At 65.5% G+C, this 13,163-nt stretch carries 12 protein-coding genes; 5 read left to right on the top strand and 7 right to left on the bottom strand.

Annotated features, from left to right (window positions below; translation table 11 throughout):
* Positions 1–27: 27 nt before the first annotated feature.
* Positions 28–1,254, bottom strand: coding sequence for a lytic murein transglycosylase (locus AAFG50_RS33065; RefSeq protein WP_028176315.1), 1,227 nt, complete (start codon positions 1,252–1,254; stop codon positions 28–30).
* A 7-nt stretch (positions 1,255–1,261) separates the two neighbouring features.
* Positions 1,262–2,911 (bottom strand): energy-dependent translational throttle protein EttA, encoded by a 1,650-nt coding sequence (gene ettA, locus AAFG50_RS33070; protein ID WP_011089425.1) that lies wholly within the window; start codon positions 2,909–2,911, stop codon positions 1,262–1,264.
* A gap of 236 nt (positions 2,912–3,147) precedes the next feature.
* Here ettA and AAFG50_RS33075 point away from each other — a divergent pair, with 236 nt between their 5' ends.
* Together AAFG50_RS33075 and AAFG50_RS33080 are read left to right on the top strand one after the other, a co-directional pair.
* Positions 3,148–3,363: a hypothetical protein gene (locus AAFG50_RS33075; RefSeq protein ID WP_028176316.1), complete on the top strand. Its 216-nt coding sequence runs from the start codon at positions 3,148–3,150 to the stop codon at positions 3,361–3,363.
* A 131-nt stretch (positions 3,364–3,494) separates the two neighbouring features.
* Positions 3,495–4,457 (top strand): D-2-hydroxyacid dehydrogenase family protein, encoded by a 963-nt coding sequence (locus AAFG50_RS33080; protein WP_028176317.1) that lies wholly within the window; start codon positions 3,495–3,497, stop codon positions 4,455–4,457.
* A gap of 80 nt (positions 4,458–4,537) precedes the next feature.
* On the opposite strand, the gene ltrA is transcribed toward AAFG50_RS33080, so the two are convergent.
* Positions 4,538–5,914, bottom strand: coding sequence for a group II intron reverse transcriptase/maturase (gene ltrA, locus AAFG50_RS33085; protein ID WP_028144467.1), 1,377 nt, complete (start codon positions 5,912–5,914; stop codon positions 4,538–4,540).
* A 475-nt stretch (positions 5,915–6,389) separates the two neighbouring features.
* A complete protein-coding gene (locus AAFG50_RS33090; protein WP_039185840.1) occupies positions 6,390–7,592 on the bottom strand; it encodes a L,D-transpeptidase in 1,203 nt (400 codons plus the stop codon).
* A gap of 368 nt (positions 7,593–7,960) precedes the next feature.
* Here AAFG50_RS33090 and AAFG50_RS33095 point away from each other — a divergent pair, with 368 nt between their 5' ends.
* Complete coding sequence (locus AAFG50_RS33095; RefSeq protein ID WP_028174596.1) at positions 7,961–8,728, top strand: hypothetical protein; 768 nt, start codon at positions 7,961–7,963, stop codon at positions 8,726–8,728.
* 2 nt (positions 8,729–8,730) lie between these two features.
* Here the strand turns inward: AAFG50_RS33095 and sseA are convergent, their stop codons facing one another.
* From sseA to AAFG50_RS33110, 3 genes are all read right to left on the bottom strand, one after another.
* Positions 8,731–9,582 carry a 3-mercaptopyruvate sulfurtransferase gene (gene sseA / locus AAFG50_RS33100; RefSeq protein WP_028174595.1) on the bottom strand — a complete coding sequence of 284 codons (852 nt, stop codon included), beginning with the start codon at positions 9,580–9,582 and terminating at the stop codon, positions 8,731–8,733.
* A gap of 125 nt (positions 9,583–9,707) precedes the next feature.
* Positions 9,708–10,121: a rhodanese-like domain-containing protein gene (locus AAFG50_RS33105; protein ID WP_018641027.1), complete on the bottom strand. Its 414-nt coding sequence runs from the start codon at positions 10,119–10,121 to the stop codon at positions 9,708–9,710.
* A 131-nt stretch (positions 10,122–10,252) separates the two neighbouring features.
* Entirely contained in the window at positions 10,253–11,428 is a 1,176-nt protein-coding gene (locus tag AAFG50_RS33110) for a VWA domain-containing protein (RefSeq protein ID WP_011089432.1), read from the bottom strand.
* Positions 11,429–11,551: 123 nt separating this feature from the next.
* On the opposite strand from AAFG50_RS33110, the gene AAFG50_RS33115 reads away from it, so the two are divergent.
* Entirely contained in the window at positions 11,552–11,797 is a 246-nt protein-coding gene (locus AAFG50_RS33115; RefSeq protein WP_028174594.1) for a GlsB/YeaQ/YmgE family stress response membrane protein, read from the top strand.
* A gap of 107 nt (positions 11,798–11,904) precedes the next feature.
* Positions 11,905–12,747, top strand: coding sequence for a MoxR family ATPase (locus AAFG50_RS33120; protein ID WP_028152332.1), 843 nt, complete (start codon positions 11,905–11,907; stop codon positions 12,745–12,747).
* Positions 12,748–13,163: the final 416 nt, after the last annotated feature.

Raw genomic sequence — 13,163 nt, forward strand, 5'->3', positions numbered from 1 at the left:
CCGGGCTTTTTCTTTTGGTCCCGCGCGCTATCGCGCCGCCTCGATCGAGCGCAGCACCTCTTCGCTCGGCCAGCAATCGACCTTCAGGCCCGCCGACTTTTGATAAGCACCGAGCGCTGCGCGCGTCTGCATGCCGGCCTTGCCGTCGATCTTGTCCTTGTAGAGCCCGACGCGCGTGAGCCCGCGCTGCATGGTCTCGACGTCCCTGGTGCGCAATTGCTTCGAGGCCGACCACGGCGTTGCGAAGGGCAACGGGCTCGTCATGCGGTCGCTGAGATGACCGACGAACAGCACGTAGAGGTCGGAGAAATTGTATTCCTTGATGACGAAGTAGTTCTTCGTGGTCAGGAACGACGGGCCGTAGATTCCTTCCGGCTGTAGCAGCGAGGCCGGCTGCGCCTGCTCCGCGGCGCTGAGCTTTTGTCCACGCACCGGCACGAAGCCTTCGCGCAGCCATTGGCTGATCGGCTTCGTCACCTCTGGCACCCCGGTGGTGCAATCGACCTTCGCCGGCGCCTGCACCTCGTAGGCCCAGCGCACGCCGCTCTGCCAGCCTTTGTTGACGAGCTGCTGCGCGGCGGAGGCGAGCGCATCCGGCACCGAGTGCCAGATGTCGATGCGGCCGTCGCGGTCGAAGTCGACGCCGTGCTTGTAGTATTCGGACGGCAGGAATTGCGTGAGCCCGGTGGCGCCGGCCCAGGACGAGCGCATGTCCTTGCGCGTCACCATGCCCTCGCCCAGGATCTTCAGCGAGAGGATGAACTCGTTGCGATAGGTGTCCTTGCGGCGACCGACATAGGCCTGCGTCGCCAGCACGCGGACCAAATCATACGGCAGCGTGTAGCGGCCGTAGTCGGTCTCGCGGCCCCAGATCGCGAGCATGACGGTCGCAGGCACGCCGGAACTCTTCTCGATCTCGGTCAGCGCGGGACGATATTTTTGCAAGAGCCGCTGCCCCTCGCCCGCAAGGCGCGCGATCGAGGCGTCCCTGACGTAGTCGGCCGGCACCTGCACGAACTCGGCCTGCGACGGCGCGCCGGTCGCCGGCCGGCCCGGCAGGATCAGATCCGGCAGCTTGTAATCCGGCTCGAGCCCGCGCGTCTCTTGCTCGAACGTCGCGCGCGACACGCCGGCCGCCTGCGCCTCCGGCCAGAGCGAGGCGATGAACTGCGTGAAGGCGGCGTCGGCGGCGCGGGCGGACGACCAGCCGCAGGTGACAACGATCACCGCAGCGATGAGCGCCCGCCGCATCATGCCGTCATCACCGCGTCAGCTTCTTGTACTTCACGCGGTGCGGGATGATGCTGTCCTGGCCGAGCCGGCGCATCTTGTCCTTCTCGTAGTCCTGGAAGTTGCCTTCGAACCATTCGACATGGCTGTCGCCCTCGAAGGCCAGGATATGGGTCGCGATGCGGTCGAGGAACCAGCGATCATGGCTGATGATGACGGCGCAGCCGGCGAAATCCTCCAGCGCCTCTTCGAGCGCGCGCAGCGTGTCGACGTCGAGGTCGTTGGTCGGTTCGTCGAGCAGCAGGACGTTGGCACCGGACTTGAGCATCTTGGCGAGATGCACGCGGTTGCGCTCACCGCCGGAGAGCGCGCCGACCTTCTTCTGCTGGTCGGCGCCCTTGAAGTTGAACGACGAGCAATAGCCGCGCGAATTGACTTCCTTCTTGCCGAGCAGGATCAGCTCGTTGCCGCCGGAGATCTCCTCCCACACGTTCTTGTTGCCGTCGAGCGCGTCGCGCGACTGGTCGACATAGCCGAGATGCACGGTCTCGCCGACCGTGATGGTGCCCTTGTCCGGCGTTTCCTGCTTGGTGATCATCTTGAACAGCGTGGTCTTGCCGGCGCCGTTGGCGCCGATCACGCCGACGATGCCACCAGGCGGCAGCTTGAAGGTGAGATCGTCGATCAGCAGGCGATCGCCGTAACCTTTGCTGAGGCCTTCGAAATCGACCACGTTGGCGCCGAGCCGCTCGGCCACGGGGATGATGATCTGCGCGGTCTGGGTCTGCTTCTCGCTCGCCTGCTTCAGCAGTTCCTCGTAGCGCTGGTAGCGCGCCTTGGACTTGGCCTGGCGTGCCTTCGGCGAGGACGCGACCCATTCCTGCTCGCGCGCAATCGTCTTCTGGTGCGCGGCGTCCTCGCGGCCTTCCTGCTCCAGCCGCTTCTGCTTCTGCACCAGCCAGGACGAGTAGTTGCCCTCGTAGGGAATGCCCTTGCCGCGATCGAGCTCGAGGATCCAGCTGGTGACGTTGTCGAGGAAGTAGCGATCGTGGGTGACGATCAGGATCGCGCCGGGATAGTTGCGCAGATGGCCTTCCAGCCACGACACCGACTCGGCGTCGAGATGGTTGGTCGGCTCGTCGAGCAGCAGCAACTCGGGCTGGTCGAGCAGCAGCCGGCACAGCGCGACGCGGCGGCGCTCACCGCCGGAGAGTTTTGTGACGTCGGCATCGTCGGGCGGGCAGCGCAGCGCGTCCATGGCCTGGTCGACCTTGCTGTCGAGATCCCAGAGGCCCTGGGCCTCGATCTCGTCCTGCAGCTTGGTCATCTCGTCGGCGGTCTCCTCGGAGTAGTTCATCGCCAGCTCATTGTAGCGATCGAGGATGGCCTTCTGCTTGGCGACGCCCAGCATGACGTTCTCGCGCACGGAAAGCTTGGCATCGAGCTGCGGTTCCTGCTCGAGATAGCCGACGCGGGCGCCCTGGGCGACCCAGGCCTCGCCATTATACTCCTTGTCGAGGCCGGCCATGATCTTGAGCAGCGTCGACTTGCCCGAGCCGTTGACGCCGAGCACGCCGATCTTGGCGTCCGGGTAGAAGCTCAGATGGATGTTATCGAGCACCTTCCGGGTCGGGTAGCTCTTGGTCAGGCCCTGCATGAAATAGATGAACTGGCGCGCCATCGGTCCCGTGAAACCTTCGATTTGAGGAAATTTGCTTGCCGCCGATGTAGCGATCCCGCCCCCAAAGGGCAACGTTTTCCCTCCGTTCACCACGGATGAATACGGGATGGACACCATGCTGACGCCAATCCGGACAATTGAAACCATTTTTTAATAAAGCAGGCCAAAGCTCGTCACGGCGCCGAAAAAGACGCCACCCGCGGCAGAAGCGGCGGGGAGAACAGCGAGGCCGCACCATGGCTCTGACCGAGACCAATTCCTTTCCCGTTCCGGCAGAAGCCGGCAGCACCTCCGCGCTCGTCGCGGAGATCAAGGGCTTCTGGAAGGGCTTCTTCGCCACCGCCTTCAACCCCTACCGGCCCGAGCTGCACTACATGCGCGGCCCCGGCCCCGCCTGGCGCGCCAAGCACGGCATGGATGCGCCGGTCCGGTTGAAGCCCCGCGACCCCTGAGCCCTTTCCCCGCTATCGGATTTTTGAAGACGCGAGCTGCTTGCGCGCAGGTGTGATTGCGCGCAACCATGGCCCGGTTCCGACGATGGCCCCCGCCTGGCGCCATCACCTCTCGCCATGGATGAACGCTGATGACGCGGCTGCGCTGTGCAATTCTCGACGACTATTTCAACATCGCCCTCGACGTCGCCGACTGGCCGAAACTGTCCGACCGCATCGACGTCACCGTGTTCAGCCATCCCTTCACCTCGGAGCAGGCCGCGGCCAGCGCGCTCGCCGATTTCGAGATCGTCTGCGCGATGCGCGAGCGCACGGCGTTCCCCAAGAGCCTGTTCGATGGCTTGCCGAAGCTGAAGCTGCTGCTGACGTCAGGCATGCGCAACGCCTCGATCGACATGGAGGCCGCGAAGGCGAAGGGCGTTGCGATCGGCGGCACGCAATATTCCCGCGATCCCACGGCACCGCTGACCATGGGCCTGATCCTGGAGCTGACCCGCGGCATCGGCCGGGAGAATGCGCGCATGCATGCCGGCGAGCCCTGGCAGACCTTTGCCGGCGTCGAGATCGAGGGGCTGACGCTCGGCATCGTCGGGCTCGGCAAGCTCGGCAGCAAGATGGCGGGCATTGCGAAAGCATTCGGCATGAACGTGATCGCCTGGAGCCCGAACCTCACGCCGGAGAAGTGCAAGGCGGCCGGCGTCGGCTACGCCACCAAGGAGGAGCTGTTCGCCAAGGCCGACATCGTCACCATCCATGTGGTGCTGAGCGAGCGTTCGCGGGGACTGGTCGGCGCTGCGGACCTCGCGCGGATGAAGCCGACGGCCTTCCTCGTCAACACCGCGCGCGGGCCGATCGTGGACGAGCAGGCCCTGCTGGAGGCCTTGCAGCAGCGGAAGATCGCGGGCGCCGGCTTGGATGTGTTCTCGGTCGAGCCGCTGCCGGTCGACCATCCCTTCCGCAAGCTCGACAATCTCGTGCTGACGCCGCATCTCGGCTACGCCACCGAGGACGGCTTGCGCATCCATTACGGCCAGATGGTCGAGGCGATCGACGCCTGGACCCGCGGCGGCGAGCTGCCGCGCAAGCTGGCCTGAATCGGGATAGGGGGAAGCCTCGCGGCTCCGCCCCTCCCACACCACCGGACATACGGGTCCGTATCCGGCGGTTCAGCGGATTATGCGGGTCGCCGTGCCGCGACGGAAGCCAAGCCGAGTGAGGCAAAGAAGCCGTTTGGCAGAGCAATGGTGAGCGCGGGGCTGTTCGCGAGCCGCCAAGGGCCACGTGGGCTGCCGGCGGTTTGCGCCGCCAGATCCCGGCCGACGCCGCGGCGTCGCAACTCGGCAAAGCGAGCGGGTCCATACTTCCATTGCTTCCAGGCAACGGCGCGCAACCGTCGCCTGATCCACTGGTCAAGCACGCGCAACACCGACGGGGTTTGACAGAAGCCGAAGTAGCCGTGCCACCCAATCAGGTAGGTCGACAGTTCTTTGGCGATCTGCACGAGGCATCGACCACGCGTGCGTCGCGTGAGCTCCCGAACCTTCGCCTTGAAGCGGGCGAGTGCCTGCGGCGCGATGCGCCGCCGCGGTTCTTGCCCGCCGGTGAAGCTGAAGCCCAGGAACTTGCGAACACTCGGTTTGGCAACCGCGCTCTTCGCTTTGTTGATCTTGAGCTTGAGGCGCTTTTCGAGGAACCTCTCGACGCCAGCCAGCACCCGTTCGCCCGCCCGCTGACTGCGCACGTAGATGTTGCAGTCGTCGGCGTAACGCACGAAGCGGTGGCCGCGCTTCTCCAGTTCCTTGTCCAGCACATCCAGCATCAGGTTCGACAACAGCGGCGAGAGCGGACCGCCCTGCGGCGTGCCCTCTTCCGTCGGACTGACCAGCCCTCCTTCCAACACACCCGCATTCAGGAAGGCGCGGATGAGCTTCAGGATGCGCTTGTCAGCAACCCGCTTGGCAACCAGTCCCATCAGGATGTCGTGGTTGACCCGGTCAAAGAACTTCTCCAGGTCGATGTCCACCACGATGCTGTGGCCGGCCGCAATGTACGCCTGCGCCCGTTCCACCGCCCGATGTGCCGAGCGCCCCGGCCGAAAGCCGAAGCTCGTCTCGGCGAACGTCCTATCCCAATCCGCCTGCAGCACCTGCATCACCGCCTGCTGGATCAAGCGGTCGAGCACCGTCGGAATGCCGAGCGGCCGCAGGCCGCCCGACGCCTTCGGTATCTCCACCCGCCGCACCGGCTGTGGCTTGTAGGTGCCGTCAAGCAACTGGGCTCGGATCGCAGGCCAGTGCTCCTTCAGGTGGGCTGACAGCTCGCCGACGGTCATCCCGTCGACGCCCGCCGCGCCCTTGTTGCGCTTTACTTGCGCCAACGCTGCCTTCAGATTCTCACTCTCGACAACGTCTTCCATCGACGGTCCTGCGACCGCCGGGCGTTCGAGACAGACTTCCGCCGCACGCGCTTCAGGCTCTCGGGCGCCGGCGCTTCGGGCTTCACCCTCCGCTCCGGGGCTCAAGTTCAGCTCGACCTGATTCTTCTGCCGCATGGCTCGCACGAGATCGCCGCTCTACTGACCACTTCCACCGTTCAGGCCTTCAGCGGCGCGCTGCCGCCTACTACGCCCTCGGCTGACTTCTGCGCTGCGGTCAGGCCGTCTTGCGACGGTCTCAGTCTCGTTGCCGAGACACAGCGCAGACCTCCCGAGGTAAGACCGACCGCCTTCACCGCACGCCCGCCGAATTTACCACCCCGACCTTTGATGACCTTGGACTTCGCGATCAATTGCTCGCTCGTCCGGCCGGGTAGGCCTCGTTATCCGGTGTTTGTCCATCGGGCCGCGGCTTTGCTCCACGCTTTCTTCAGACCCCACCTCACGATGACGCCCTTGCGCTTCGCTAATCCTTCGCCGCCATCAGGCTGGATAGAGGACTTCCACCTCCAAGCTGTCGCTCATACTCGGCACACAACGAAAAGGGCGTGCCGACGGCACGCCCTTCGCAATCTGAATTGTCTCGCAGCGCCTAGCGCACGGTGACCGGCGCGGGCAGCGGCGGCACAACGGTCGGCTGCGTACCTGGGACAGGGCCGGCCTGGGCCGCCATCGGGGCCGGCGCACCGGGGGTGGGTGCGGCGGACGCAGTCGCCGTTCCCGGCGCCGGACCACCCGGCATCACCACCACGCGCGTGCCGACCTTGACCCGGTCGAACAGGTCGGAGACGTCCTCGTTCAGCATGCCGATGCAGCCGGAGGAGACGAACTTGCCGATCGTCGAGGGCTGGTTGGTGCCGTGGATCCGGTAGACAGTCGAGCCGAGATACATCGCCCGGGCGCCGAGCGGATTGCCGGGGCCGCCGGCCATGAAGCGCGGCAGATAGGGCTGGCGCTCGATCATCTCGGTCGGCGGATGCCAATCCGGCCACTCGGCCTTGCGGGTGATCTTCTGCACCCCGGTCCAGGTGAAGCCGTCGCGGCCGACGCGGACGCCGTAACGGACCGCGCGGCCATTGCCGAGGACGTAGTACAGGTAGGTGTTCGGGGTATCGACGATGATCGTTCCGGCCGGCTCCTTGGTCGCGAGCGAGACCTCCTGGCGGCGCAGGTTCGGCGGCAACTGTGCCGGCGCGGCGTCGGGCTGCTCCTCGGGCGGAAGCGAGGCGATCGCCATCGGCCGGCCATCGGCGCCAACCGGCGGCTGCCCGGCCTGGACCGCTCCGGTCGCGGCGGGACCACCGACGGCTTCCGGCGGACGCAGGCCGTCGCTGCCGGGGGCCTGCTGAGCGGGACGGTCGGCATAGATCACCGCGGGCGGGCCGGCGGGGCGGCCATAGCGGGGATCGTCGGGCGACATCACCGGCCCCTGCGGCGGCGCAGCCGAGTAGACGGGAGCGCCGGCGGGACGGCCATAACGGGGATCATCCGGTGACATCACCGGTCCCTGCGGCGGAGCGGCCGAATAGACCGGAGGACCAGCGGGGCGGCCGTAGCGCGGATCGTTGGGCGAGATCGGACCGCCCGGGCCGGGCGGCGGCAGCGATGCCTGCGGCAGCGCGTCGTCGTCATCTTCCAGCGCGTCGAAACTCGGCGTGCGGTCGCCGGGGCGGTATTCAGCCGGAGCGCCGTAGCTCGGCGCCTGCTGGACCGGATAGCTCTGGGCCTGTGCGAGCGAGGTTCCCGCCGCAGCGACTGTTGCGGCAGCGCATATCGTCAGAAAATGTTTGATCATCATCGCTCTTGTATAGTCCCCAGGCCCTATCGGACCGCTAACGGCCAGATGACCGAAGATAGCGGCACATTCAAGACATTACAGGCCGATTTGCGCCGGATTTGCCGATTTGTGATCCGCAAGACTACCGTTGCTCCGTTGCATCACGGGGGCGGAAATCGCATTCCGCCGTGGATTGCCGGAGTCATCGCCCCCGATTTTAAGGGAACGGCGCGGAGGGGTTGCGATATGTTCGAATCAGCCTGATTCGCCGCCGCTTTGAGCTCCGATTCCGCGTGGCGAACGCGGCAACCAGTACCGTCACCGCGTTCAGATGGCTCATTGGCCCTGGCCACCTCGCCGCCGGGGCGGAAATTCGCAATCCCTCGATGCTTCCCGGCTTTCGCTTCCTGCTTGCCGCGATCCTGCTGTCAACCTCCATCCTGGTGTTCGGCTTGGGCGCCGCCGCGCTGCTGCGGGCGAGCCACGAGCAGTATGTCAGCAACCCCTCCTGGCGGAACGGCCCGCAGGAGCAGATGTTTGCCCAGGCATCCGAGCCGGCCCAGCCGGTGCTCGCGGCCTTGCGGGCGGAGCCGGAGCCGGCCGAGCCCACCGCGCCGTCGCTGCGCGACCAGGTGCCGACCATCGCTCTGCCGGTGAGCGAGCCCGAGCAGGTCGCGGCGGTGACGAGTGAGGCTGACGCTGAGCCCCAGGTCGCTACACCGTCGGCTGAGGCGCCAGCCGCCGAACCGGCCAAGACCGAGACGACGACGGAAGCCACGGCACCAGCTCCCACCGACACGCTCACCCCTGCCGACACCACGGCATCGATCCCCGAGGCCCCCCCTGTCCCGACCGCCGGCGCGCCGGCCCCGGCTGACCCTAGCCTCGCCCTGGAATCCTCGGCGCTCGATGCCGCCTCGGCCAGGATGGCTGCACTGAACGATCCCGCGACCACGGCCTGGAAGGATCCGCCGGCCAAGGCCAAGGCGGACAGCAGCGCACCGGACAGCAAGGCGACGAAGCCGCGGGCGAAGGCGAAGAAGCGGCACCGCGTGGTGCGGCGCCCGCCGCCTCAACAGCTGCAGCAGTCGCTTGACCCGTTTGGACAGCCGCAGCAGACCTTCGCTACGACGACCACGCGCGCGCGCCAGTAAGCTTACGCCGGCCCGGTCGCGACCGGCGGGCCGCCGGCCTGGCCCCATTCCGACCATGAGCCGTCATAGAGCGCGGTATCGGTGATGCCGAGGCGATAGAGCGCGAGCGTCAGCACGCCGGCCGACACACCCGAGCCGCAGCTCGTCACGATCGGCGCATCGAGCTTGACGCCGGCACCGGTGAAAGCGGCACGCAGATCGTCGAGCGGCTTCATCGTTCCGGTCGCGGCATCGAACAGGAGATTGTAGGGCACGTTGCGGGCGCCGGGGATGTGGCCGGAGCGGATGCCCGCGCGCGGCTCGGGCGCGCGGCCCTCGAAACGGTCGGCGGCGCGTGCGTCGATCACCTGCTCTTTGTTGCTTTCGACGTTGGCGATGAGCTGCTGCATGCTGCGCACGCGTTTTGAATCATAGCTCGCCTTGAACGTCGCAGGCTTCGGCTTCACCTCGCCGCTCTCGACGGGACGCCCCTCGGCGCGCCACTTCTTCAGGCCGCCATTGAGGATGCGTACATTGCCGTGGCCGAAAGCCAGGAACATCCACCACGCGCGCGGCGCGGCGACCCAGCCGCCGGCATCGTAGATCACGACCGTGTCGGCATTACCGATGCCGAGATTGCCGACGTCGCGGCCGAACTGCTCGGCGCTCGGATACATATGCGGCAGCGGGTTGGAATGATCCGACACCGCGTCGACGTCGAAGAACACCGCGCCGGGCAGATGCGCGGCGAGATAGTCGTCCTTCGGCAGCGGCAGCACGCCCGGCAGCTTGAAGCTGGCGTCGAGCACTTTAAGGTTGGCGTCGTTGATATGGGCGGCGAGCCATTCGGTGGACACGAGGGGGTCGGGGGTCATCGGTCTTTCCTTGTCATTCCGGGGCGCGCGTAGCGCGAGCCCGGAATCTATCGCGCGGCAGAGATGGTGGATGAATGGATTCCGGGTTCGCGCTACGCGCGCCCCGGAATGACGAAGGGAGAGATCTAACCCTTCTTCTTCGGCTCCCACTGCTCCGTCGGGCCGCCGGCGTCGCGCCAGGCGGCGTAGCCGCCGGCGATGTGGGCGACGGGCTTGAGGCCCATGTCCTGCGCGGTCTTGGCAGCGAGCGCGGAGCGCAGGCCGCCGGCGCAGTGGAAGACGAACTTCTTGTCTTCCTGGAAGATCGGCTTGGCATAGGGGCTCTGCGGATCGATCCAGAATTCCAGCATGCCGCGGGTGCAAGCGAACGCGCCGGGGATGCGGCCGTCGCGCTCGATCTCGCGGGGATCGCGGATGTCGACGATGACGACGTCACCGTTCTTGGAGATCTCGATGGCGTCCTTGGCGGTGAGCGTCTCGATCTCGGCATTGGCCTCGTCGATCAGCGCCTTGATGCCGCGGGTGATGGTCTGGGGCATGGGTCTTCCCTTCTGTTATTTCGTCATTCCGGGGCGATGCGCAGCATCGAACCCGGAATCCATCTATCGACGAACATTGCGGCCCGATGGATTCCGGGTTCGCGCTACGCGCGCCCCGGAATGACGGGAAGCTAGTGCGTCAATTCCTTCATCGCACCCTCCAGCCCCTCGATCGTGATCGGGAACATGCGATTGGTGAAGATGCGCTTGATGATGGTGGTCGATTCCGAATAGTCCCAGTGCTTCTGCGCGACCGGATTGAGCCACACCGTATGCGGATAGGTGCGGATGATGCGGTCGAGCCAGACCGAACCCGGCTCCTCGTTAACATGCTCGACCGAGCCGCCCGGCACCATGATCTCGTAAGGCGACATCGAGGCGTCGCCGACGAACACGACCTTGTAGTCGTGCGGGTATTTGTGCAGCACGTCCCAGGTCGGCGTGCGGTCGGTGAAACGGCGCTTGTTCTGCTTCCACACGCCTTCATAGAGGCAGTTGTGGAAGTAGAAGTACTCCATGTGCTTGAACTCGCTCTTCGCCGCCGAGAACAGCTCCTCGACCTGCTCGATATGCGAATCCATCGAGCCGCCGATGTCGAAGAACACCAAGAGCTTCACCGCGTTGCGCCGCTCGGGCCGCATGTGCACGTCGAGATAACCGTGATTGGCGGTCTCGCGGATGGTGGTGTCGAGATCGAGCTCATCAGGCGCGCCGGTGCGCGCGAACTTGCGCAGGCGCCGCAGCGCCACCTTGATGTTGCGGATGCCGAGCTCGACATTGCCGTCGAGATCCTTGAACTCGCGCTTGTCCCACACCTTCACGGCGCGGTTGTTGCGGTTCTTCTCCTGACCGATGCGGACGCCCTCGGGATTATAGCCGTGGGCCCCGAACGGCGAGGTGCCGGCGGTGCCGATCCACTTCGAGCCGCCCTGATGCCGCCCCTTTTGCTCCTCGAGGCGTTTCTTCAGGGTCTCCATGAGCTTGTCCCAGCCCATGGCCTCGATCTGCTTCTTCTCTTCCTCGGTGAGATACTTCTCCGCGAGCTTCTTCAGCCACTCCTCGGGGATCTCGGCCTTGTCCATGGCCTCGAGCAGGCTCTCCAGCCCCTTGAACACGGTGCCGAAGACGCGGTCGAACTTGTCGAGATTGCGCTCGTCCTTCACCAGCGAGGCGCGCGACAGATAGTAGAAATTCTCGACGGTGTAGTCCGCGAGGTCAGCGTCGAGCGCCTCCATCAGCGTGAGGTATTCGCGCAGCGTCACGGGGACCTGCGCATCGCGCAGAGAAGTGAAGAATTGCAGGAACATGGGTGACAGATTGCCCGTCGGGGGGCGGACGTCAAGGGGCGGAGCCCGTCGTCGGACGCTGGACCGGGAGGCTTTTTGCTCTAGAATTGACCACCTCACGGGGTTGTTTTGGGGACGTATGCAATGGGAATTCTCGCTGCACTCATCATCGGCGCGATCGCCGGCTGGCTCGCCGGCAAGATTGTCCACGGGGCGGGATTTGGGCTGATCGGCAACATCGTCGTCGGCATCATCGGCGCGCTGGTTGCAGGCTGGGTGCTGCCTCAGCTGCACATCCAGCTCGCCAGCGGCACGGTCGGCGCCATCGTGGACGCCACCATCGGCGCGGTGATTGTGCTCGTCATCCTTTCGCTGATAAAACGGGTCTGAAAGCCTGACCGAACCAGGAACGGCCGCCATGAGCGGCCGTTCCGTTTGTTGGACCAGGGCGAAGCCTGCAGGGCAAGATCTGGGACGACGACCAACAAGGACGCGCGATGAAATTTACCGGCACCAAGGACTATGTTGCGACCGACGATCTCAAGGTCGCCGTCAATGCCTCGATCGTGCTGGAGCGCCCGCTCCTCATCAAGGGCGAGCCCGGCACCGGCAAGACCGTGCTGGCGGAGGAAGTGGCCAAGGCGCTGAACGCGCCGCTTCTGACCTGGCACATCAAGTCCACCACCAAGGCGCAGCAGGGCCTCTACGAATACGACGCGGTGTCGCGCCTGCGCGACAGCCAGCTCGGTGATGCCCGCGTGTCCGACATCAGGAACTACATCAAGCGCGGCAAGCTGTGGGAGGCGTTCACCGCCGAACAGCGCCCGGTGCTGCTGATCGACGAGATCGACAAGGCCGACATCGAGTTCCCGAACGATTTGCTGCTCGAGCTCGACCGCATGGAATTCCATGTCTACGAGACCGGCGAGACGATCAAGGCGAAGCAGCGCCCGATCATGATGATCACCTCCAACAACGAGAAGGAGCTGCCGGACGCTTTCCTCCGCCGCTGCTTCTTCCACTACATCAAGTTCCCCGACGCCGACACCATGGGCCGGATCGTCGACGTCCACTTCCCCGGCATCAAGAAGCGCCTGGTCGAGGAAGCGCTGCGCATCTTCTTCGAGGTGCGCGAGGTGCCCGGCCTGAAGAAGAAGCCGTCGACCTCGGAGCTTTTGGACTGGCTCAAGCTGCTGCTCAACGAGGACATGAGCGTCGAGCAACTGCGCGAACGCGACCCGCGGAAGCTGATCCCGCCGCTGCACGGCGCGCTGCTGAAGAACGAGCAGGACGTGCATCTGTTCGAGCGGCTGGCGTTCTTGAGCCGAAGGGAAGTGTAGGTCGGCGCGCCGCCAACCACACGCCCGGTGTCGTCCCGCCGAAGGCCGGGACCCATACCGCGTGATTTATCGATATGACTCCGGGGCCAGTACCGCCCACCAAACCACTCCCTGGGGTAATGGGTCCTGGCTTTCGCCAGGACGACGTTGGGGAGGCATTTGCGCGCTGCCTCAACCTCGTCATTGCGAGCGCAGCGAAGCAATCCAGAATCCCTCCGCGGAAACAGTCTGGATTGCCTCGCTGCGCTCGCAATGACGGAGCAAGGGGCAAGGGCATCGTTCTCCACCTCGCAGCTTAATCGCAGACACGCCTTCGCAGCCTCGCGGCGCATTTCGCCCGAGCTTTGCTCTCTCCATCACACCGTCCAGGAAAGAGGGCGCAGGGAAGGCCGGGTGCCGGCTGGCACCCACGGTCC

This window comes from Bradyrhizobium sp. B039 (genome assembly GCF_038965675.1).
GTDB lineage: Bacteria > Pseudomonadota > Alphaproteobacteria > Rhizobiales > Xanthobacteraceae > Bradyrhizobium > Bradyrhizobium diazoefficiens.